At 66.9% G+C, this 19788-nt stretch carries 21 protein-coding genes and 1 riboswitch; of the genes, 10 read left to right on the top strand and 11 right to left on the bottom strand.

The features are described from left to right. Positions 1-62 precede the first annotated feature (62 nt). Complete coding sequence (locus ACS5PJ_RS04120) at positions 63-773, bottom strand: TetR/AcrR family transcriptional regulator C-terminal domain-containing protein (RefSeq protein ID WP_439433648.1); 711 nt, start codon at positions 771-773, stop codon at positions 63-65. 225 nt (positions 774-998) lie between these two features. On the opposite strand from ACS5PJ_RS04120, the gene ACS5PJ_RS04115 reads away from it, so the two are divergent. From ACS5PJ_RS04115 to ACS5PJ_RS04100, 4 genes are all read left to right on the top strand, one after another. Continuing rightward, entirely contained in the window at positions 999-1253 is a 255-nt protein-coding gene (locus ACS5PJ_RS04115) for a hypothetical protein (RefSeq protein WP_439433647.1), read from the top strand. 3 nt (positions 1254-1256) lie between these two features. Then, the gene (locus tag ACS5PJ_RS04110; RefSeq protein WP_439433646.1) at positions 1257-1487 is read left to right on the top strand and encodes a hypothetical protein; all 231 of its coding nucleotides are present in this window, start codon (positions 1257-1259) and stop codon (positions 1485-1487) included. A 6-nt stretch (positions 1488-1493) separates the two neighbouring features. Further along, positions 1494-2069, top strand: a complete 576-nt coding sequence (locus ACS5PJ_RS04105; protein ID WP_439433645.1) for a GNAT family N-acetyltransferase — start codon at positions 1494-1496, stop codon at positions 2067-2069. 93 nt (positions 2070-2162) lie between these two features. Beyond that, positions 2163-3359 (top strand): acetyl-CoA C-acetyltransferase, encoded by a 1197-nt coding sequence (locus ACS5PJ_RS04100; RefSeq protein WP_439433644.1) that lies wholly within the window; start codon positions 2163-2165, stop codon positions 3357-3359. A gap of 34 nt (positions 3360-3393) precedes the next feature. On the opposite strand, the gene opgC is transcribed toward ACS5PJ_RS04100, so the two are convergent. Beyond that, complete coding sequence (opgC, locus tag ACS5PJ_RS04095; protein ID WP_439433643.1) at positions 3394-5883, bottom strand: OpgC domain-containing protein; 2490 nt, start codon at positions 5881-5883, stop codon at positions 3394-3396. Between the two features lie 147 nt (positions 5884-6030). Continuing rightward, positions 6031-6549, bottom strand: a complete 519-nt coding sequence (locus ACS5PJ_RS04090) for a hypothetical protein (RefSeq protein WP_439433642.1) — start codon at positions 6547-6549, stop codon at positions 6031-6033. A 146-nt stretch (positions 6550-6695) separates the two neighbouring features. After that, a riboswitch (SAM riboswitch) is annotated at positions 6696-6811 on the top strand. A 13-nt stretch (positions 6812-6824) separates the two neighbouring features. Between ACS5PJ_RS04090 and ACS5PJ_RS04085 the strand changes: the two genes are divergently transcribed. Genes ACS5PJ_RS04085 through ACS5PJ_RS04075 form a run of 3 tightly spaced genes read left to right on the top strand, consistent with a single transcriptional unit; the run spans position 6825 to position 8698 of the window. Next, positions 6825-7082 carry a DUF1737 domain-containing protein gene (locus ACS5PJ_RS04085; protein ID WP_439433641.1) on the top strand — a complete coding sequence of 86 codons (258 nt, stop codon included), beginning with the start codon at positions 6825-6827 and terminating at the stop codon, positions 7080-7082. Beyond that, a complete protein-coding gene (locus tag ACS5PJ_RS04080) occupies positions 7079-7489 on the top strand; it encodes a rhodanese-like domain-containing protein (protein ID WP_439433640.1) in 411 nt (136 codons plus the stop codon). The genes ACS5PJ_RS04085 and ACS5PJ_RS04080 overlap by 4 nt, the downstream gene beginning before the upstream one ends. After that, positions 7490-8698: an O-succinylhomoserine sulfhydrylase gene (locus tag ACS5PJ_RS04075; RefSeq protein WP_439433639.1), complete on the top strand. Its 1209-nt coding sequence runs from the start codon at positions 7490-7492 to the stop codon at positions 8696-8698. A 9-nt stretch (positions 8699-8707) separates the two neighbouring features. Here ACS5PJ_RS04075 and ACS5PJ_RS04070 read toward each other — a convergent pair whose 3' ends face one another. The 3 genes from ACS5PJ_RS04070 to ACS5PJ_RS04060 all read right to left on the bottom strand — a co-directional run bounded on the left by ACS5PJ_RS04070 (position 8708) and on the right by ACS5PJ_RS04060 (position 11297). Continuing rightward, positions 8708-9913 (bottom strand): glycoside hydrolase family 26 protein, encoded by a 1206-nt coding sequence (locus tag ACS5PJ_RS04070; protein ID WP_439433638.1) that lies wholly within the window; start codon positions 9911-9913, stop codon positions 8708-8710. A gap of 119 nt (positions 9914-10032) precedes the next feature. Next, positions 10033-10338 (bottom strand): DUF1905 domain-containing protein, encoded by a 306-nt coding sequence (locus ACS5PJ_RS04065; protein ID WP_439433637.1) that lies wholly within the window; start codon positions 10336-10338, stop codon positions 10033-10035. 62 nt (positions 10339-10400) lie between these two features. Continuing rightward, positions 10401-11297, bottom strand: coding sequence for a LysR family transcriptional regulator ArgP (locus ACS5PJ_RS04060; RefSeq protein WP_439433636.1), 897 nt, complete (start codon positions 11295-11297; stop codon positions 10401-10403). Between the two features lie 89 nt (positions 11298-11386). Here ACS5PJ_RS04060 and ACS5PJ_RS04055 point away from each other — a divergent pair, with 89 nt between their 5' ends. Together ACS5PJ_RS04055 and ACS5PJ_RS04050 are read left to right on the top strand one after the other, a co-directional pair. After that, complete coding sequence (locus ACS5PJ_RS04055) at positions 11387-12010, top strand: LysE/ArgO family amino acid transporter (protein ID WP_439433635.1); 624 nt, start codon at positions 11387-11389, stop codon at positions 12008-12010. Positions 12011-12156: 146 nt separating this feature from the next. Further along, positions 12157-12786, top strand: coding sequence for a hypothetical protein (locus ACS5PJ_RS04050; RefSeq protein WP_439433634.1), 630 nt, complete (start codon positions 12157-12159; stop codon positions 12784-12786). On the opposite strand, the gene ACS5PJ_RS04045 is transcribed toward ACS5PJ_RS04050, so the two are convergent. Both ACS5PJ_RS04045 and ACS5PJ_RS04040 read right to left on the bottom strand, forming a co-directional pair. Next, positions 12783-14012 carry a glutamate--cysteine ligase 2 gene (locus ACS5PJ_RS04045; RefSeq protein ID WP_439433633.1) on the bottom strand — a complete coding sequence of 410 codons (1230 nt, stop codon included), beginning with the start codon at positions 14010-14012 and terminating at the stop codon, positions 12783-12785. The genes ACS5PJ_RS04050 and ACS5PJ_RS04045 overlap by 4 nt on opposite strands. A gap of 61 nt (positions 14013-14073) precedes the next feature. Continuing rightward, positions 14074-15597 (bottom strand): UDP-N-acetylglucosamine 1-carboxyvinyltransferase, encoded by a 1524-nt coding sequence (locus ACS5PJ_RS04040; RefSeq protein WP_439433632.1) that lies wholly within the window; start codon positions 15595-15597, stop codon positions 14074-14076. A 212-nt stretch (positions 15598-15809) separates the two neighbouring features. Here ACS5PJ_RS04040 and ACS5PJ_RS04035 point away from each other — a divergent pair, with 212 nt between their 5' ends. Then, complete coding sequence (locus tag ACS5PJ_RS04035) at positions 15810-16742, top strand: glycoside hydrolase family 25 domain-containing protein (RefSeq protein WP_439433631.1); 933 nt, start codon at positions 15810-15812, stop codon at positions 16740-16742. Here the strand turns inward: ACS5PJ_RS04035 and ACS5PJ_RS04030 are convergent. From ACS5PJ_RS04030 to ACS5PJ_RS04020, 3 genes are read right to left on the bottom strand one after another with little or no spacing between them, the layout of a single operon-like run. Further along, positions 16701-17495, bottom strand: coding sequence for an energy-coupling factor transporter transmembrane component T family protein (locus ACS5PJ_RS04030; RefSeq protein ID WP_439433630.1), 795 nt, complete (start codon positions 17493-17495; stop codon positions 16701-16703). The two genes, ACS5PJ_RS04035 and ACS5PJ_RS04030, sit on opposite strands and share 42 nt — an antisense overlap. After that, positions 17492-19081, bottom strand: coding sequence for an ABC transporter ATP-binding protein (locus tag ACS5PJ_RS04025; RefSeq protein WP_439433629.1), 1590 nt, complete (start codon positions 19079-19081; stop codon positions 17492-17494). The genes ACS5PJ_RS04030 and ACS5PJ_RS04025 overlap by 4 nt, the downstream gene beginning before the upstream one ends. Further along, positions 19081-19731 (bottom strand): ECF transporter S component, encoded by a 651-nt coding sequence (locus ACS5PJ_RS04020; RefSeq protein ID WP_439433628.1) that lies wholly within the window; start codon positions 19729-19731, stop codon positions 19081-19083. The genes ACS5PJ_RS04025 and ACS5PJ_RS04020 overlap by 1 nt, the downstream gene beginning before the upstream one ends. Positions 19732-19788 lie beyond the last annotated feature (57 nt).

Here is a 19788-nt window from a genome sequence, read left to right as displayed (position 1 = left end):
ACCGGCACGAGCCCCGCCTGCGCCGCGCGCCCGCGAAAATCAGGCGCAGCGCCCTCAGCCGGTCAGGCCCTTACTGGCGGCACCGGGTGCGACAGGTTCGATTCCAGGCCGGAAAGCAGGATGGTGATTCCCTGGTCCAGTTCGGCTGCGCCGTCATAATCAGCCAGGACGGGTGCCAGGGCGCGCAGCCGGGGGAAGTCCTTGGCCGGCAACCGGTGCAGTCCCAGCCGGAGCAGCACCTCGTTTTCCTCCGGATCCACGATGAACTCCTGGAGCTCATTGAGGATGTGGCCGTACAGGAAGCCGTAGTAGGCCCGGTAGACGTGCAGCGCATCCGACGGTTGGAACCCCGCCTCGATAAGGAGCGAGAGAATCTGCTCCAGCGGACGCAGCGTGCCCAGCGGCCGCAGCCCCAGCGGAGTGGACAGCGGCCGTGTCACGAGCAGCGGGACAACGTTGGGATGCCGGAGGGCCAGAAGCCGCAGATCATGGGCAATCCTGCGCAGCTGGGCCTTCCAGTCCGGATCGTGGGGGAAGATCTCAAGCTCGTTGAAAACCAGTTCCGAGACACCGTCGAGCAGCGCCGCCCGGTTTTCGGCGTACCGGTAGAGGCTCATCGGATCGCAGTTGAGCTCCTGGCCCAGCCGACGCATGGTGAGCGCATCAAGGCCCGCACCGTCCACCAGGTCCAAGGCCGTGGCCAGCACGATGTCCTTGCTCAGCCGGCCTTTTTGACCGGGAATTTCGGTGGCTGGCTTGTTTTGGGAGGGCATGGAATTCCGTCCTGTGTAGGTGTTGCCTCCAGGTCCAGCAAATAATAAAGACGCTTGCTGAATCTGTAGTCTACGGCTACAGTCTACATTGTAGGGACGCAACCGATAATGGTTTTCCCTGTCGACCTGGTCGACACCCCCGAACGCTCAGTGCAAGGTGTTCAGGCATGGCTGCTGTAGCCGAATGGCGGCAACAAAAACGCACCTCGCGGAAGAGAGCCCACCATGGCACATTCCCAGTACGACACATTCCTTTCCGAAGCCACCTCATACGACACCGAGTCTGAATTCACCCTCGACAAAGACCCCCTGTACGGCCTTTACACCAGCTGGTGCTACATCAACGAACGCTCGCCCCGGGCCGAATCCGCGTTCTGGGCAGCCATGAAGAACCGCATCCACCCCGACCGGAACGGCCTGCGCATGAAGGGCCCGGCCGCTGCCGATTACATCCTGACCAGCTACCCGGGCCTGGTCTAGCTGATGAACGTTCCCGCCTGTTCATACCTTCCCCGGGGCGCCCTGCAGCCCCGGGGAAGTCTTCCGTGGTGCGCGGACTGCGACACCGACGAGCACCTGTTGGTCGGCTCGGTGGTTGTCCTTGACGCCCGCAAGGACACGCTGGCGGCAGACATCAACTGCAGCCGCTGTAAAAGCTCACGCGTCCTGGCAACCACGGCCGCTTTTGTTGCGGCAATCCTCGCCAGAACCTAGGTCGCCGTGACAGAGGTCAACCTGATGCCGACCGGGCTTACGGTGCCCGTGGTCCCAGGGGTCTCGATCAGGCTGCTCCGCCGTACCGACGCCGCCGGCATGAGCCTGGCATACAGCCGGAACCGCGATCACCTTGCCCCGTGGGAGCCCTCGCGGGATGCGGCCTTCTTTTCTCCCGGCCATCAGCTGAACATCATTCAGGCCAAGCTGGCCCAGCTTTCGGTGGGCCAGGAAATTCCGTGGGTGCTGGTGGACGACGGCGAGCCCGCACAAATCGTTGGCGCCGTTACCCTGACCGGCATTGTCCGCGGGCCGTTCCTCAGTGCCAACCTCGGGTATTGGGTTGATGGCGGCCTGGCACGGCGGGGAATCGGTTCGGCAGCGGTCAGGTTTGCCGCTGACCAGGCCCGCGAAAGCCTGGGGCTGCACCGGATCCAGGCGGCCACGCTGCTCCACAACGGGCCCTCCCGCAGGATCCTCCGCCGCACGGGATTCCAGGAAATCGGGGTAGCCCCGGCGTACCTGAAAATCGCCGGCACCTGGCAGGACCACCTGTTGCACCAGCTGATCCTCCACGCCTGAAGCCACACACATTCAGGACCCCCAAACGGTCCGCCCGATTTCGCCTAAGCTGGCCCTGAGACCTCCAGGATCCGCAGCATGGAAAGGCACACCATGAGCAACGACGCTCACATTCCCGTCATCCTCGGCGGCGCACGCACCCCGTTCGGCAGGTTCCGCGGCGGGCTCTCACCCTTCTCCTCCAGCCAGCTCGGGGCCCACGCCATCCGGAACGCGCTGGAACGCTCGGGCGTAACGCCGGAGCAGATCCAGGCCGTGATCGTGGGCCAGGTCATCCAGGCCGGTGCAGGCCAGGGGCCCGCGAGGCAGGCCAGCCTCGCCGCCGGCATCGGCTGGGACGTGCCAACCGTGACCATCAATAAGCTCTGCCTGTCCGGCCTGACAGCCGTGATCGACGCCGCCCGGATGATCCGCGCCGGCGAGGCAGATTTCATCGTCGCAGCGGGCCAGGAGTCCATGACCAACGCCCCTCACCTGTTGCCCCGGCTCCGCAGCGGCGTTGCGATCGGCGATGCCCCCTTGCTGGATTCACTGAATTTCGACGGCCTCCAGGATCCCGTTTCGGGTGAACTGATGGGTTCCGCCACCGACGCCGGCAACGCCCGCCTTGGCATCAGCCGCCAGGACCAGGACGCCGTGGCGGCGCGTTCCCACCAACGCGCCGAAGCTGCCAGGGAAGCCGGAATCCTGGCTGAGGAGATCGCACCCATGGAGGTGCCGCAACGCCGCGGCGCCGCCGTCGTCCTCGATGCCGATGAAGGCATCCGCGCCGGCACCACCGTTGAGACCCTGGCGGAGCTGAAGCCCGCATTCTCCAAGGACCCGTCAGCCACCATCACCGCCGGCTCCTCCTCCCCGCTGTCCGACGGCGCCGCCGCGGTGGTGGTTGCCAGCAAGGCAGCCGCGGAGGCGGCCGGCCTGAGCTGGATCGCCGAAATCGGCAGTCACGGACAGACCGCCGGGCCGGATGGTTCCCTGCACTCCCAGCCGTCCCGCGCCATCGAGCGGGCGCTGAAACTCGACGGTCTAAGCGTCGATGACCTGGACCTGATCGAGGTCAACGAAGCCTTCGCGTCGGTGGTGCTGCAGTCCGCCAAGGACCTGGGGATCGACGCCGCAAGGATCAACCCCGACGGCGGCGCCATCGCCTTGGGCCACCCAGTCGGCGCGTCAGGTGCCCGCCTCGTACTGCACCAGGCACTCGCGCTGAAAAGGCGCGGCGGCGGGACCGGCGTGGTGGCACTATGCGGCGGCGGTGGCCAAGGCGAAGCCCTTATTCTCAAAGCCTGATTGTTTCTCAAAGCCCCGGGCCGTTCCGCAGCCGTCAGGTCGGGATGATGCGGAACAGGAAACGCTTCCGCACCATGATCCAGAGCAGCCCCAGGATCACTGCGTAGGCGCCGGTGTTGAGGAAGACATCGCCCTGGCGCAGCACCGGGATATTGGCAATGACTGCTATGAGGACTACGTGAACGACGAACACGTAGAGGGTGGCCCGGCCCAGCGGGATGAGGAACCAGCCCAGGGCACGCTCCACCGGCTTCCAATATGCAGTGAGGAACGCGTACGAGGCGACCAACAGGACCAGGACATTGAGCAGGCGCCCTGGGGCAAGGTAGGTGCGCGCAAAGAAGGAATCGTACATGGTCCGGTAAGCGCCGTCCGGAATGACGGCCAACCGCACGTCGAAGCCGTTGGCCAGGTACGGGTTGCCCCAGGACAGGAACGCGAAAACGGCGGCGCAGACGGTACAGGCTGCCACCGCCCAGGGGTTCGCCGTCAGCCACGCCACGATTTTCCGGCGGTGGAACCCCGCAACGAGGCCGATCACAAACAGCACCTGCCAGACCAGCAGGGGGAACGAATCCTCGAACTGGGAAGGCAGCAGGCGGAAGCGCGTGATGGCGCCCAGCGCGTAGATGCCCAGGGCTGCTGCGAGCACCCACCAGGCTTTACCGCGGTTGAGGGCGGCAAGAATCAGTGGGCTGGCCAGCAGCAGGATGACGTACAGGCCCATCACGTTGAACTGCCACGGACCGAACTGCAGGAGCAGGATGGCGGGAAGAAGCTGCGGCGGCACCGGAAACTGGAAGAGCGATTCCATGCCGGCATAAAGGTCGTAGGTGCGCCCGGCGGAGTCATGCCCGGCGCCTCCCGTCCCCTGGTCGGTGTACGACGTGAGGGACGCGGTCTCGAAGACCGGCACCAGGGAAACCAGGAAAATGCCCAGCAGCACTACCAGGGCCGTGACATAGAGCTTTCCGGCCCGGCGCGCGGTCAGGTCCACCACCGTGCCGAAATCGTCCTTGACCCGCGGCCCGTAGACCATCCCCACCACCAGCCCGGAGAAGAGCACGAACAGCTCCGCGCCGGAGACAAAGCCCACCGCTTCCTGGGTCAGCAGCTGGAAGAGGGACGTCATGCCCAGGTGGTTCACCACCACAAACACGATGGCGAGGCCGCGCAGCAGGTCTACCCGGGAGTCCCGCCTGGAAGGATCGGTGTAGCCCCACTCACCCACCGCGGAGACCCTTCGCGGAAGTTGCCACAGCGCCACGAGGAGGACAAGCAGGGCCACCCCGACGCTCCAGGCGGCCGCACCGGTCAGAGTGTTGGCCGGGGTGGTTCCCTGTCCTGTTCCAGGCTCCGTAACCGGGCCGGTGACTACGCCTGAGGCCTCGAGCCGGGCACGCGCTGCCGCCGCCACCTCAGCGTTGCCGCTGATGGTCCAGTCGATGCTGGCAACACCGGTGTCCCGGGTACTGACACGCTCGTCCCAGATCACGGCAGCTGTCCTGTTGAAACGCGCGGACGTGGCGGCTTCCAGCGTCTGCTCCCACCAGGCCCCCTTGATCTCAGCCTCCCCGGCCCCGCCGGTGGAGGGGCTGTAGAAGGCTGCCGTCTGCAGGAGGAACGGCTTGCCGGCTTGCTCCACATAGGTGGCGTAGAAGTCCTCGTTTCCCGCTCCGGCCAGCATGCCGACAAGCTCGCCGGACCCGGGCACGGTGTTGACGGCGGCCTTCCCGGCAGTGTCATCGTGGTAAGCCGAAAGCCCCACCCATTCGACGGCGTCGTCCCCGGGATAGTACGGGGCGTAGGCGCGGTCGGCACCGTCCCAGGCGCCGTCGCCGTTGGTGTCCAGCAGGGCGAATCCCTCGCTGCCGGCGGGAGGGGCGTTGCGGTTCCGTCCGAAGGGGTAGTCCCGGCCAACGTACGGCTCCCAGACCATGAGCGTGCCGGCGTCGTCCGTTTCCTTGAACTCCGCAGCGACGGCCCGGAAGGCAGCACGATACGCTCCGGGCTGCTGGCCCCACCCAACCCAGCTGCCGTTCATGTCCGGGGCAAAGCGCACCAGCACCTTGCCCTGGAAGCCGGCCGAAATGCGGGCCACCTCGGCCACGAACGCCCGGGCCGCCGCCGCATCGATCTGTTCGAGCGGAACGGTGGGCTTGACGGTGAATATTGCGTGGGAGCCAACGGCTGAAGCCTGGTCCAGAAACTGCCGGAGGTTGGCGGCCTCGGCGGTCCGGAAAGGGATGGAGATGTCATGGCCTAAGACCGCGGGGGTGGCCCCCAGCCGTTCGGCAAAGGACCCGGCGGAGTCCTGACCCCACTCGAGGACAGCTCCCAGCAGGGGCTTGCCCGGCTCCGGGGCCGGCTCTGGTTCGGCGGCCGCGGCAGCACCGGCCGGCAGGAGGCTGGACAGGAGGCTGAACAGGAGGAGGAGGGCGGCAAGGAGCGCTGCGGGCAGCGGGCTGCGGAGTCCGGAGGCGGCCGGCGCCGGCACACGCCTGGGTACGGTGGCTGTTGGCATGCGGGTGTGGACCCTCCCCCAGGACGGCTTTTCAGTGATGGCGGCCGGTGCCACCTGCGCAAACTCTATCGGTCCCCGGCAGATGCGGACTGCCGTGCGGGCTCCGGCTTGGCCGGCCACACCGATCAGCCTTAGCCGGCCAGGACCTTAGCCGGCCAGGATAACCAGCGGGACCAGTCGCTCCGCACACGAGACCCGGATTAGGGTCTCCGGTCCGGACGCCGCCCTGTTGTTGACCCCTGTGTCGTCGCACCAGTCCAAGGCGTACGGGTAGGCGGTGACCCCGGCCTCCCCCGCGGCCATTCCCGCGGGGACAGTGAACACGAAAGTGAAACCGCCGTCGTCGGTCATGGGGGCAAGTTCCTCCAGGATGTTGATTCCGGCAGCGTCCCGGACCGTTACCTGGACTTTGGCGTCCGCACCGTAGCGCGCATCGCACGTTGCGTCCTGCGCGCTGACCGTGACCCGGTCTCCGGGGCGGGCTTCGGCAGGCGTGACGCTGTACGCCGGCGGCATGCAAGGCGGCGGACCCGCTGCGTCCCGGCAGCCGGCCAGGCCCGCCAGGGCCGCCAGGATCGAAGCGCCGCACAGTGCCGTGGCGACCAACCGGGCCCCGGCACCTTTCGCCCCTTGCTTGCTGCCGCTTTTCCCGCCGCTGTCCCCCATGACCTGATTGTCCCGCCCGGCTGGCCAGGGGAGAAGCACGCGCCGGTTACGAAAGTCCGGTCCTGGTGACGAAACCTCCGTGTTGGTTACGGAACATGACGACCGCGGCGGTGCGGCCGGGCGGGCCGGATGTTACGTTTTTGGGGAGTAATGAGAACCGGCGCCAAGCCCTGACTGGCCGGTCGGCAACCCTCCCTTTCGCGGCGGGGTGCCTCAGGTGAATACTCGGCATATCGACCCATTCGAGCTGCAAGCGTGAAAGAAGGAGTTCTGTCGTGTCTGACGCCCCTGCCCCTGAAGAAAAACTGTCGTACCGGCTCATCACGGGGCCGGATGACAAGGCCTTCTGTGAACGGATTTCCACCGCCCTGGCCGAAGGGTATGTCCTGCACGGCAGCCCGGCCGCGACCTTCAACGGCAGCAGCGTGATCGTTGCCCAGGCACTCATCCTCCCGGCAGCCATCGCCAGCGCGGATGCCGCCGTCGCCACCGCTGTGGAAGACCTCGATTTCGACGGCGAGGGCCACGCATGAGCTACGCCGGAGACCTCACCCCGGAGGAAGCGTGGGCCAAGCTGGAGCAGGGCGCCATCCTGGTGGACGTCCGCACCGAGGGCGAGTGGGCGCACATCGGCATCCCGGACACCAAAGCCACTGACAACGACCCCCTGTTCATCCAGTGGACGTTCCCGGGCGGGATCCCCAACCCGGATTTCCTCACCGACCTGACCCAACAGGCCCCCGAGGACTCAACCACCGAACTCGTTTTCCTCTGCCGCTCCGGCCAGCGGTCCATCGCTGCCGCCATCGCCGCCACGCAGGCCGGCTTCACCTCCTTCAACATCCTGGAGGGTTTCGAAGGCGAGCCTGACCGCTACGGCGAGCGCACAGTCAACGGCTGGAAGAACCGCGGCCTGCCCACCAACCTCGGAAGCAACTAAGTGACCTTCAACAAAGATGCCGCCGGCTGGAGCCCTGACACCCAGGCGGTCCGCGGCGGCCTGGACCGTACCAACTTCCAGGAGACCACCGAGCCGGTGTTCCTGAACTCGGGCTTCGTTTACGAGTCCGCCGCCGCAGCCGAGCGCGCCTTCACGGGTGAGGACGAACGCTTCGTCTACTCCCGCTACGGCAACCCATCCGTTGCCACGTTCCAGGAACGCCTCCGCCTGCTGGAGGGTACGGAGGCGTGCTTTGCGACGGCGTCAGGCATGTCAGCTGTCTTCACCGCCCTGGGTGCGTTGCTGGCAGCCGGGGACCGCGTGGTGGCCGCCCGGTCACTGTTCGGCTCCTGCTTTGTGATCCTCAACGAAATCCTGCCGCGCTGGGGCGTGGAGACGGTCTTTGTGGACGGACCGGACCTCGATCAGTGGCGCGACGCGCTGTCCGGGCCCACCACGGCGGTCTTCTTTGAATCGCCGTCCAATCCGATGCAGGAAATCGTGGACATCGCCGCGGTCAGCGAACTGGCGCACGCCGCCGGGGCCACCGTCGTCGTGGACAACGTCTTTGCCACTCCCCTGCTGCAGCGCTGCGGCCAGTTCGGCGCGGACGTGATTGTCTACTCCGGTACCAAGCACATCGACGGCCAGGGCCGGGTGCTGGGCGGGGCCATCCTGGGCACCAAGGAATTCATCGACGGTCCGGTCAAGCAACTGATGCGCCACACAGGACCCGCGCTGTCCGCGTTCAACGCCTGGGTTCTCACAAAGGGCCTGGAAACCATGGCGCTGCGCGTGAACCACTCGTCCGCGTCCGCGCTGCGGCTCGCCGAATGGCTCGAACAGCAGCCCGCCGTCAGCTGGGTCAAATACCCCCTGCTGAAGTCGCACCCGCAGTACGAGCTGGCCGCCAAGCAGATGAAGGCCGGTGGCACCGTTCTCACACTGGAACTTGCGACGACGGGCGGCCGCTCGGGCAAGGACGCCGCCTTTGCGCTGCTGGACGGGCTGCGGATCATCGATATCTCCAACAACCTGGGCGATGCCAAGTCCCTGATCACCCATCCGGCCACCACCACCCACCGCGCCATGGGCCCGGAAGGCCGGGCGGCGATCGGGCTCAGCGACGGCGTGGTGCGGCTTTCGGTTGGCCTGGAGGACGTGGACGACCTCATCGGCGACCTGGAGCAGGCGCTCAAGCAGATCTGATAGGCCGACTTAGCGGCGGGCGGCCAGAGCTGAGGAGAGGGCAGACGCTGAGGCGGCGCTGCTGTTGATCCGCCAGTCGGTCTCCTTGTTCAGGTTGAACCAGACGAAACCGGAGACGTCCGGCTGGGTCCCCAGATAGGAGACCAGCGCGGTGTTCCAGTCCGGCTTGCTGCCACCGGTTTCGGTGCTCGCTGTCTCGGTGATGATGATCTGCTTGCCTGGGGCGATCGTCCGGAGCTCCGCCAGGTAGGGGCCGAACACGGCGGCGGGCAGCTGCCAGGAACTCCACACCTGGGTGGTGCCCCAGTTGTAGGCGTCCAGGCCCACGGTATCCACATACGCATCTCCCGGATACAGCACGGAAGTTTCAACCGATCCGCCTCCGTTGGGCGCCCATACCCAGTTGACGTTGGTTGCACCGGCCGCGCTGAAGAGGCCGTACACGTGCCGCCATGCCTGGACGTAGTCCCCGGGACTGTTGCCGTTGACCGCTTCAGACCACGGGTACCAGTTGCCGTTCATTTCGTGGGCAAACCGGAGCATCAGCGGCTTGCCCCAGGACGCAAGCGCTGCCGCCCACTGGCTGATGTACGGGTCGAAGTCGCCCGCGGTGATGCGGGCCAGCGCGTAGGCGGGCTGGGTTACGCCGGCGCCCGCGATCCAGGGTTCCCAGGTGACCAGCGGCACCGCACCGCGCTGCACCACCGATTCCAGTTCAGAAACCGGCGGGGCCTGCCGGAAGTCCTTGTAGGACAGGACGATGCCAGGGCTTTCCCCCACCAGTCCCGCCACGGCGTCAAGCTCAGTGTCTGCCGCAGCCCCGCCGGGTGTGGCGACGCCGAAGCGAAGAAACGCTGCGCTGACAGGCGGGACCCCTGCGAGGACGGCGAACGTCGTGGTGACAGAAGTCCTGCCGGCAGCCGCCGTCAGCGCCACAGTGCCCTGAGCGGTTGCCGCTATGGTGGCCACCGCGCTGAACGTCCCGGTCTTGCTGGTCTGAAAGGCTACTGGCGCCGAGCCGCCCGTCACGGTGCCCGCGGACGAGCGGGGAAACCCGGATCCGCTGAGCGTCACACTGCTGCCGGGCGCACCGGCGGAGGGTGTGGGGGTCACGGCAGGGGCCGGGGCTGCGGCTGCCGCAGTTGCCCCCAAGCCGACGCTGACAGCGGCCAGCCCAAGTCCAAGCAGCGCGCTGCGTCGCGTCGGGTGTTCCATGCATCGTCCCCCTCGTAGTCGATGCGTACCTCGACGCGCCGTTTGCCAATCCTATTCAGCGGCCGGGCCAAATGAAATGGTTCACGCCCGGAGAAATGGCCCGGCGCGGGAGAACCGTCCTACCCGTCGCCAAGGACGGTGAGCCGGACGTCCACTTCGTCCCCGGCGCTGACGTGGGCGGCTGCTCTGACGTCCTTCTTGACCGGGAGCAGGAAGGAGCCGCTTTTACTGTCGGGGAAGACCGAGGTCTGCCAGGTGTGCCCGGAGATTTCCGCCGTGACCTTGACCGATCCGAAGGCCTTCCGGAAAGCAGTACCCTGTTCCCGGATGTCCTCCGCCACATCCGGGGGAACGGTCACAAAATGCCACCCGGCCTCGCCGGGATAGAGCCACAATCCGGCCCGGAACGAATACGACGACGTCACGGCCGCCAGTATGGCACGGGCATCTGGCCGGACGCATCCTTCGTTTTGGGCAGCGGTCACGATCAAGGCTGGCGCAGCTGCCCGGACGCCGTTTTCCGGACTGCCGCGGTCAGCTCGTTCAGTACGGGTGAATCGATCTTCCACCGCTGCCAGTACAGGGACACGTCAACGGGCTGTTCCGGCGCCAGCTCCACGAGGTCCCCGCGCCGAACGTCGGCCAGGCACTGCTGCTCCGGCAGCAGCCCCCATCCCAGTCCCAGCCGGATGGCCTGCGCGAACTCGGCCGAGGACGGAACGTAGTGCCGGGGCGCGGCGAGGCCTGCACCGGTCACCGTCCTGAAGAACCGGTCCTGCAGGTTGTCCTTGCGGTCAAAGTCCACCACCGGCACCCGGCTGCCCGCTACGAGTTCCGGCCCATCGGGCCACCAGCGGCCGATGTACCCGGGGCTTGCCACTGCCCGGTATCTCAGGGCACCCAGAGGTTCCACCCTGCAGCCCTGAACCGCTTCCGGGGTGGCGGTCACCGCGGCCATCACCAAGCCGGTCCGGAGCAGCTGAGTGGAATGCTGCTCGTCCTCGCGGTGAAGTTCAAAGCATGCACCGAGACCCGGGGGCAGGCCCGCCAGCGCAGGCATGAACCACGTGGAGAGTGAGTCGGCGTTCACCACCAACGGGATGGGCTGGCTTTGCCCGGCCCCGCTGCCCCCGAGCTCCTGCCTGGCATCCCACTCCAGCTGACGGACCTGCCGGGCATACCGCAGGACTGCCTCTCCGGCGGGCGTGGGACTGGCAGGGTTGGTGCGCTGCAGCAGGACCTGCCCGGCGGCATCCTCCATCGCCTTGAGCCGCTGGGAGACGGCCGACGGTGTGACGTGAAGGCTGCGGGCAGCCGCCTCCAGGGTGCCTGCGTCCACCACCGCTGCGAAGGTTCGGAGCTGCTCGAACTGGAAGGTCTTCATGAAGCAAACGCCACAGCCATTAGCATTCCTTAATAGACCTAAAAATCATTAGCTGGAGTAATCATACGCGCGGCCCTACGTTGGAAAGCATGGAACTTACGGCGCTCCTCCCCGCTGTCGCACTCGGCTTCGGCACCAGCCTGGCCCTCATCGTGGCCATCGGCAGCCAGAATGCCTTTGTCCTGCGGCAGGGCATCCGCGGTGAGCACGTCGCCGCCGTCGTCCTTGTCTGCAGCGTCTCCGACGCGGCGCTTATTGCCGCAGGCATTACGGGGGTCGGTGCACTGATGGAGGCGAGTCCGGTGATGATGAACGTGGCGCGGTACGCGGGGGCCGCGTTCCTCGTTGGTTATGGCGTACTGGCGGCCAGGCGGGCAATCCGGCCCGGGGCACTGACGGCCGCCGGCAAGGAACCCGCCCTCCGCGCCGGAGCGGCCATCTCTACCGTGCTGGCCCTGACCTGGCTCAACCCGCACGTCTATCTGGACACCGTGCTGCTGCTCGGGTCCGTGGCCAACCAGCAGGCGCAGGAGTTGCGGTGGTGGTTCGGCGCCGGTGCTATGGCGGCCAGCCTGGGATGGTTTTGTGCCTTGGGTTTCGGGGCGCGGGTCCTGCGTCCGTTCTTCGCGCGGCCTTCGTCCTGGCGCATTCTTGACGGCCTAGTCGCCGTCGTCATGCTGACACTGGGCGCGCGTCTGGCAATGGGCGCGTGAGACTGTCCCGATTTGCCCGCACCTGTTATTCACGCCTCCGCTGTTCATTCCTCCGCGCTGTTGACCGCCGCGGCCGCGCGGCGTAATTTCATGGTCACAACCGCGGTGTTGCTGGGCCATCGCATCCGCCGGACCGGGAGCCAGCCATGACTGGGGAACAAGCAGTGCGGGGCAGCAGGCCCTATCGAAAGGCCGGAGCAGTGATCGTCGCCGCCAGCACCTGCTGGGGGCTCGGAATTTCATTCGTGGGAATGGTGCACGCCACCAAGGACCCTGAAGCCAGGCTGGCGATGCTCCAGCGGAGCCGGGGCCCTTGGATTATTGGCCAGTTTCTTGCCGCCGCCGGCACCATGGCCGTGCCCATCGGATTCGTCCGGTTCGCCCAGGCCATCCGGTCCGGCCCGTCGAAGACCCTCGCCTCGGGTGCGGCGGCCGCACTGGTTGCGGGCGCGCCCTTGTTTGTCGTGGCCTTGGCTGACCGCGCCGCAAACCTCGAAAAATTTGCCTACCGGCGAGGCCCAAGCTGGCCGTTCCTGTCGTACTCGGGACTGCACGTGGGTGCACTCGGCGCCCTGGGCGCGGGGCTTCTGCTTTCGCCCTTGAAGCCGTGGAGCGGCATGACAGCGGCCGCGAGCGCCCCGGTTTTCGCTGCCATCCTGGCGGGGGCGAAGGACATCCCGCCGTTTGTGTTCTACCTGGTCGAGGGTGCGGTGGGTGCACAGCTCATGCGCTATGAGGAATTCGCCGTTCCCGCTGGGGACGAGCCGGACACCTAGGCCTGGCGGACCCTGAGCAGTTCGGGGGCCTCGTTTTCTTCCGGAAGCCCGGAAGTCCCGCGCATGGTGACGCCGACGGCGTGAGCGACGACGGCGCCCATCCCGCCGTCGTCGGGCGCTGAGTGTTCCAACGCCGAATCCCGCGCCCGGCGCTGTTCAGTGGAGCCGGTGCCCCGGGCAATAATGTCCTCGACGCCCTGCCTGGCCAGAGCCAGCTCCCCCTGCTCCTCGAGCACCGGAGCCAGGTAATCCACCAGGGACCGCACCACGTCCACGGCGGGCGCCGGCCGGAAGGTGCCAAAATCCAGCAGCTCTCCACTGAGCCCGCTGCTGCTCGCCTGCCAGGCCGCCATCCGCAGCAGCACCGTGGGGACCGGCGCCGGATCGACGCCCTCGCGCCATTCGCGGCTGGCCGACTCCACGAGGGCCCGTACCAGTACGGCGATCAGGGCGGCGTCTTCCGCGCGGAGGCAGACATCGGCCACCCGGACCTCGACAGTGGGGTGGTTGCGGGACAGCCGGGCATCGAAGTAGAGCATGCCTTCATCCAGCATCACGCCGCTGTCCAGCAGCCGCGTCACCACGCGGCGGTAGGCGGAGTAGGTGCTGTAAATGCCGGCCGGTCCGGACGTCGGCCACCGGTTCCACGCCTGGGTGCGGTAGCTTTCAAACCCCGTGTGCATCCCGTTCCAGAACGGCGAGTTCGCGCTCAGGGCGGTGAGGACGGCCAGCTTGTCCCGGATCCGGTCCAGGACGGCAACGCCCTCCTCGGGCGATTCGATGAAGGTGTGAACGTGGAAGCCGCAGGTCAGCTGCTCCTGCGCCGTCAGGCCAAACCGCTCCAGCATGCGCGCGTAGCGCGCGTCCGGGGTGGTGTGGCTGGTGGACGCCAGCGGGGACGTCGCCAGCGCAGCCACCCGTGCGCCATGTTTCCGCGCGGCCTCGTCCGCGAGCAATCGGCCGGCCCGGATCTGCGGCAACAGCTCGGCATACTCCAGGCACGGGCGCGTCTGGGTCTCGATCTGCTCAAGCTTGAGCTCGGCACTCAGGCCCATCTCGCCGTCGTCGTAACCGGTGTTGTCCTTGGCTCCCGGGACCTGGGGATCCTCCGGAGCATCATCAGCAGCAAGCCGCCGGCCGGAAAGCAGGGCATCCGCCAGGGCAAGCGGCTCCCCCGTCTCCGGATCAACGATCAGGAGTTCTTCCTCGACGCCGAATGTTCGCATGACTATATTGTGCTTCAACCGCCTCCCGGTTAGCCGGGTTACGGCCCATCATGACGAAACGCTAATCCTGGAAGTACTCCACCTTGGCGCCGATGGTGTTGAGCCGTTCGGCCAGATCCTCGTAGCCCCGCTCGATCACGTAGATGTTACGCAGCTCCGAAACCCCGCGGGCAGCCAGCATGGCAAGCAGCAGGCAGGCGGCCGGGCGGAGGGCCGGCGGACAGCCCACCTCGGCGGCACGCCACTTCGTGGGGCCGTTAACGTAGATCCGGTGCGGGTCCAGCAGCTGCACCTGGGCGCCGAGCTTGTTCAGTTCCGTGAGGTAGATGGCCCGGTTCTCATAGACCCAGTCGTGGATCATGGTCTGGCCATGCGCGTTCGCCGCGATGACCGCGAAGAACGGAAGGTTGTCGATATTCAGGCCGGGGAACGGCATGGGGTGGATCTTGTCTTCCGGCGCCCGCAGCTCGGAGGGTTTGGTGGTCACATCCACCAGCCGGGTACGGCCGTTGCGGGCCATGTATTCCCCGGAAACCTCCAGCTGCTGGCCCATCTGCTCCAGCGTGGCCAGCTCGATCTCCATGAACTCGATGGGTACGCGCCGGATGGTCACCTCGGAGTTGGTGACGATGCCGGCGGTAATAAGGCTCATCGCTTCAATGGGATCCTCGGACGGGAAATACTCGATGTCGACGTCGACGTGCCGCTGCCCGGTGATCTTCAGCGTGGTGGTGCCCACGCCGTCGATCGTCACACCCAGCATCTGGAGGTAAAAGCACAGGTCCTGCACCATGTAGTTGGGGCTGGCATTGCGGATGACCGTAGTACCTTCGCGGTGGGCCGCAGCCATGATGGCGTTCTCCGTGACAGTGTCGCCGCGTTCGGACAGGACGAACGAGCGGTCCTGCGTGTCAGGTTTCGGAGCCTGCACGGTGTAGAACCCGGCAGTGGCTTCAACCGACAGCCCGAACTGGCGCAACGCCTGCATGTGCGGCTCCACGGAGCGGGTGCCAAGGTCGCAGCCGCCGGCATACGGGAGCCGGTATTGACTCGCTTCATCCAGCAGCGGACCGAGGAGCATGAGCACGCTGCGGGTGCGGCGGGCGGCCTCAACGTCCATGGCGCCCAGGTTGAGTTCGGCGGGCCGGCGCAGCTGGAGGTCGGTGTCATTAAGCCAGGTGCATTCGACGCCGATGCTGGTCAGCACTTCGACGATCCGGTTGACCTCCTCGATCCGGGCGAGGCGGCGCAGCACGGTGGTGCCACGGTTGATCAGGCTGGCGCACAGGAGCGCCACACCCGCATTCTTGCTGCTGTTGACGTCCACCGCGCCGGACAGCGTCCGGCCGCCTTCGATCCGCAGGTGCGTCATCTGCGGCCTGCCGACGTTGACGATGCTGCGGCCAAAGATGGTTTCGAGCCGCTGGATCATTTTGAGGCTGAGATTTTGCTTTCCCTGCTCCATCCGGGCGATAGCGCTCTGGCTGGTTCCCAGCGCGGCCGCGAGCTGTCCCTGGGTCCAGCCCTTCTCAGTGCGGGTGTCCCTGAGGGTGGCGGCAATGTGTTCGGCGGCTTCCTGAGTCATACACCGAAAATATCACAAGTGAGTTATTGCCGGCCAAATTTGGAGCATTTCAGCGAGAATCCTCACAGATTATCCGTTTCATGCGATATCCGCCATGTCCGGCGCTTTTCCTTGACCCCGCCTGCGCCGCGGGGGAGACTGAAAATACCGGCTTCACGGGCACCCCGCCTCACGTGCGGCCACGGCGTCGCCGGCGACAGTGGAGGTCCGCGATGCACGAGCCCGCGTTGCCCCAGCCCGCGGTGGACGAGCCAGCGTTGCACCAGCCCGCGTTGGACGAGCAGCCAGCCGGAACCTGCCGCGTGGCCATGCTTGCAGCGCTGAGCCTGCTCTTGGCCGTACTGGGCCTGGCCGTGGCTCCTGCGGCCAGCGCCGCACCGCCACCCGACGATTCAACCGGCCGGGTCCTGGGCAACGATATTTCCTGGCCGCAGTGCAGGAAGACGCTGCCGGCCGATCCGGCGTTCGGGATCGTGGGTGTGAACAACGGCCTGGCAAACAGCACCAACCCCTGCCTCCCGGAACAGCTCCGCTGGGCGCAGGCCATTAGCGTGAACCTGACCAGCCAGCCTTCAGTTGCGCTGTACGTCAACACCGCCAACCCCGGCCACGCCGGTTCATGGTGGCCCGTCAGCAACGACTACCCGGTGGGCAGTTCAGTTCCCAACCCGTACGGTACGTGCAAGGACCAGGACGTGGGTGCAGCCTGCGCTTACATGTACGGCTACGCCAAGGCCTTTGATGACGCCTACATCCGTGGCATCACAGGCCCGGATGAGTACTTGTGGTGGCTCGATGTGGAAATCGGCAACAGCTGGTCAACCGACAGGAACTCCAACCGCGCCGTCCTGGAAGGCATGACGGCCTTCTTCCACAGCATCCAGGCCGACGTCGGCATCTACTCCTCGAGCTATCAGTGGCGGCAGATCGTGGGGCCGGTAACAGACTCCAGCAACCTTTATGACCTGCCCACCTGGCTCGCGGGCGCACTCTCGGCATCAGGGGCGGAGGCCAACTGCTCACGCGACCCGTTGACCCCGGGCGGTGACGTGGCCCTGACCCAATTTGTGTCACGCGGCTTCGATTATGACTACCCGTGCAGTTCAGCGCCAGACGAAGTTCCAGGTTCCCAGGCCGGCGGCTGAAACAACAGCCGCCGCCGCGATCAGGACCCCGCCCAGCAAAACCCAGACATCCAAAAGGGAGTACGTGGACTCCCGTGCCCATGTTCTTTGCCCGCTGCCAAAACCCCGGGCTTCCATGGTGACGGCCAGCCTGGAGGCACGCCGGATGGCCTGGACCAGCAGGCCGAAACTCTGGCCCAGCGTAGCGCGCAGCCGATGGAGGGGACTTCCGTGCGAGCCCACTCCACGGGCACGGCGCGCCATGCCGATGGTCTGCCATTCCTCAGCCATCAGCCCCACAAGCCGCATCGCGGCCAGGGTGCCAAGCACAAAACGGTGCGGCAGCCTGGCCTTCTGGGCCAGGGCATCGGCGAGATCGGTGGGGTCCGTGCAGCTCATCAGCAGGATGGCGGGCAGTGCGATCGCCAGCCCGCGGAGCACAAAGCCAAGCCCCAGCTGCAGTGACCCTTCGCTGATGGACCAGATCCCGACGTCGAGCAGTACAGTTCCGCTGTCCGCCGCCACGATCGCGGTGCTCCAGCCGCCCAGGGCCGCCGCGAGGATGAGCGGCCAGGCCCGCTGCCACAGGAGCCCGAGCGTCAGGCCGGCCAGGGGAAAAAGCGCGAACTCTGCCAGCAGCGCCGTAGTGGCAGACACCCAGTCAATGGAGAGGGCCAGCACCAGGGTGACCAGGAAGACGGCCGCGAATTTTGCCAGCGGGTTTGCCCGGGTGAGGAGGGCGTGGTTTCCGCCCAGGTTCAGTGCCGCCCTCACGGGGCACCGGCTTCCAGGCGCGCCTCGCCCAGCGACGCCGGGCCAAGGTGCAGTCCGGTGCCGCCCAGGACCGCACTGAACTCCTGGTCGTGGGTCACCGAGACCACCGCGGTTCCGGCATCGAGCAGTTCAGACAGGAAAGACGCGAGTTCCGCCCAGGTGTTGGCATCCTGGCCGAACGTCGGTTCGTCAAGCACCAGCACCTTCGGGTGGGCCGCCAGGACCGTGGCCACCGAGAGCCGCCGTTTTTCGCCGCCCGAGAGCGTGTACGGATTGGCGTCCACCAGGTGCGTCAGGCGGAGCCGTTCGAGCAGGTCATCCACCCGTTCCTCCCCGTGGCCCAGGTGGCGGGGACCGAACATCAGCTCGTCCAGCACCCGGCCGGTGACGAACTGGTGCTCGGGCTCCTGGAAGACCGTTCCGATGCGTGAAATCAGTTGGTTGGCTTTCCACTTGAAGGGATCAATTCCTGCCCCCGCGCTCAGGTCGACCGCGGCGGACACCTTACCGTGCACCGGTTCAAGCAGTCCGGCGAGCGTCAGGGCGAAAGTGGACTTTCCGGCGCCGTTGGGGCCCGTCACCGTCAATGCCTTGCCTTCCCGGACCTGTGCCGCCACCCCGGCCTGGACCGCCACCGGGGGGATGGTTCTGAAGCCACGGCGGAGCGGACGCCCGCGGGAGACAGCCAGGTTTTCGGCGGCCAGCAGGAGGTCGCCGGAACCGGCGGAGGTGCGGCTTCGGGTTGCCGGAACATACCCCGGCACCCAGACTCCTGCCGCGATCAGCATGTCCCGCGCCGCTGCCAGCACCTGGTCCGGGGGGCCGTCCAGCAGGACCGCCGAACCGTTGGCCGAGCCGGGCTGCAGGACCACGATCCGGTCCACCAGGTCTTTCCAGACGGACACCCGGTGTTCCACCACCACCAGCGTTGCACCGGTTTTGTCCAGGCAGCGGCCCACGGCGTCGCGGACCTCAAACACGCCGTCAGGGTCGAGGTTGGCCGTCGGTTCGTCGAGCAGGATCAGCCCGGGCCGCATCGCGAGGATGCCCGCCAGAGCCAGCCGCTGCTTCTGCCCGCCGGACAGGGCCGACGTCGGGTGGTCCAGCGGGAGCCCGGCGGAACCCCGCGTGCCGGCGGCACCGGCTTCACCCGCGGCACTACGCAGCCCGACGTCGTCGAGCGCCTCGTGGACCCGCCGCCAGATCTCGTCCCGCGGAACGGCCAGGTTCTCGGCGCCGAAGGCGACGTCGTCACCGAGCCGGGAAAGGACCACCTGCGTTTCCGGGTCCTGCTGCATCAACCCGGAACGGCCGCGCTGGCCGCGGGGAACAACGCCGTCGATCAGCAGCGAACCGGTCTCGTCGGCGTCGTCACCCTCGTCCCCCAGCACCCCGGCGAGGGCGTGCAGCAGCGTGGATTTGCCCGCGCCGGAGGGGCCCAGCAGGAGCACCCGCTCGCCTGGACCGATCTCCAGGTCGAGCCCCTGGACGGCGGGGGCGGAGCGGCCGGCGTGCCGCCAGCCCCAGCCGCGCGCGGACACCGCGGCCGGGCGGACCTCCGCGGTGCCGGCGTCGGAAGCGGTCATCAGCTGAAGGCAGGCTCCGAAGCTGCCTTCCGCGACGCGAAGGAGCTCAGCACACCGGTCCGGGCCAGGCCGCGGGTTGCGATCCAGGACAGGGCGCCGGCAATCACTGCGCCGGAAATGGTGCAGAACACGATGTAGGCGAGCTTGTCACCGGGTTCGTAGGCGATGTTCCAGCCCCAGGGGAGGAAGGAGTCGTTCAGGCCGCAGAACAGTCCGGCACCTGCACCGGCCAGCAAGGCCGCGATGAGGTTGTACTTCTGGCGCAGGAAGGAGCCGAACCTGAACTTGCCGTACACGAGCAGGAAGAACACCAGCTCGGCGCCCAGGCCCTGAAGAACCCCGGAAATCAGCACCGTGGCACCGTACTGCGAGCCCATAATGAGCTCACCGGTGGCGGCGACGGTTTCGCAGAAGAGGGCTGCGCCTGGCTTGCGGATGATGAGCATGCCCAGCACCGCGGGGATCATCCAGCCGCCGGCCAGCAGGCCGGTCAGCGGGGGGTAGACGGCGTTCATCGGTGCGGAAACGATGCCGGCGCCCTGTGACCACGCCCAGAAAATCACGCCGCCGGCGATCGCGATAAGCGCGGCCACCACAATGTCTACGACGCGCCAGGTATTGGTTGTCTTGTTGAATGCTGCAGTTGTCATTGGTCCTCCTGAGGAACAGGAGGGGAAAGTGCACCCGGCAAGCGGCGCTGCCGCCGC

The organism is Pseudarthrobacter cremeus (assembly GCF_051857465.1).
Classification (GTDB): Bacteria; Actinomycetota; Actinomycetes; order Actinomycetales; family Micrococcaceae; genus Arthrobacter.
This window is presented reverse-complemented; position numbering and strand designations above follow the sequence as displayed.

Excerpts from the sequence above, each read along its gene's own strand:
- ACS5PJ_RS04100 (WP_439433644.1), top strand. The coding sequence starts at position 2,163 with ATGAGCAACGACGCTCACATTCCCGTCATCCTCGGCGGCGCACGCACC.
- ACS5PJ_RS04035 (WP_439433631.1), top strand. The coding sequence starts at position 15,810 with ATGCACGAGCCCGCGTTGCCCCAGCCCGCGGTGGACGAGCCAGCGTTG.
- ACS5PJ_RS04115 (WP_439433647.1), top strand. The coding sequence starts at position 999 with ATGGCACATTCCCAGTACGACACATTCCTTTCCGAAGCCACCTCATAC.
- ACS5PJ_RS04070 (WP_439433638.1), bottom strand. The coding sequence starts at position 9,913 with ATGGAACACCCGACGCGACGCAGCGCGCTGCTTGGACTTGGGCTGGCC.
- ACS5PJ_RS04120 (WP_439433648.1), bottom strand. The coding sequence starts at position 773 with ATGCCCTCCCAAAACAAGCCAGCCACCGAAATTCCCGGTCAAAAAGGC.
- ACS5PJ_RS04110 (WP_439433646.1), top strand. The coding sequence starts at position 1,257 with ATGAACGTTCCCGCCTGTTCATACCTTCCCCGGGGCGCCCTGCAGCCC.
- ACS5PJ_RS04080 (WP_439433640.1), top strand. The coding sequence starts at position 7,079 with ATGAGCTACGCCGGAGACCTCACCCCGGAGGAAGCGTGGGCCAAGCTG.
- opgC (WP_439433643.1), bottom strand. The coding sequence starts at position 5,883 with ATGCCAACAGCCACCGTACCCAGGCGTGTGCCGGCGCCGGCCGCCTCC.
- ACS5PJ_RS04025 (WP_439433629.1), bottom strand. The coding sequence starts at position 19,081 with ATGACCGCTTCCGACGCCGGCACCGCGGAGGTCCGCCCGGCCGCGGTG.
- ACS5PJ_RS04055 (WP_439433635.1), top strand. The coding sequence starts at position 11,387 with ATGGAACTTACGGCGCTCCTCCCCGCTGTCGCACTCGGCTTCGGCACC.
- ACS5PJ_RS04020 (WP_439433628.1), bottom strand. The coding sequence starts at position 19,731 with ATGACAACTGCAGCATTCAACAAGACAACCAATACCTGGCGCGTCGTA.
- ACS5PJ_RS04040 (WP_439433632.1), bottom strand. The coding sequence starts at position 15,597 with ATGACTCAGGAAGCCGCCGAACACATTGCCGCCACCCTCAGGGACACC.
- ACS5PJ_RS04060 (WP_439433636.1), bottom strand. The coding sequence starts at position 11,297 with ATGAAGACCTTCCAGTTCGAGCAGCTCCGAACCTTCGCAGCGGTGGTG.
- ACS5PJ_RS04090 (WP_439433642.1), bottom strand. The coding sequence starts at position 6,549 with ATGGGGGACAGCGGCGGGAAAAGCGGCAGCAAGCAAGGGGCGAAAGGT.
- ACS5PJ_RS04050 (WP_439433634.1), top strand. The coding sequence starts at position 12,157 with ATGACTGGGGAACAAGCAGTGCGGGGCAGCAGGCCCTATCGAAAGGCC.
- ACS5PJ_RS04045 (WP_439433633.1), bottom strand. The coding sequence starts at position 14,012 with ATGCGAACATTCGGCGTCGAGGAAGAACTCCTGATCGTTGATCCGGAG.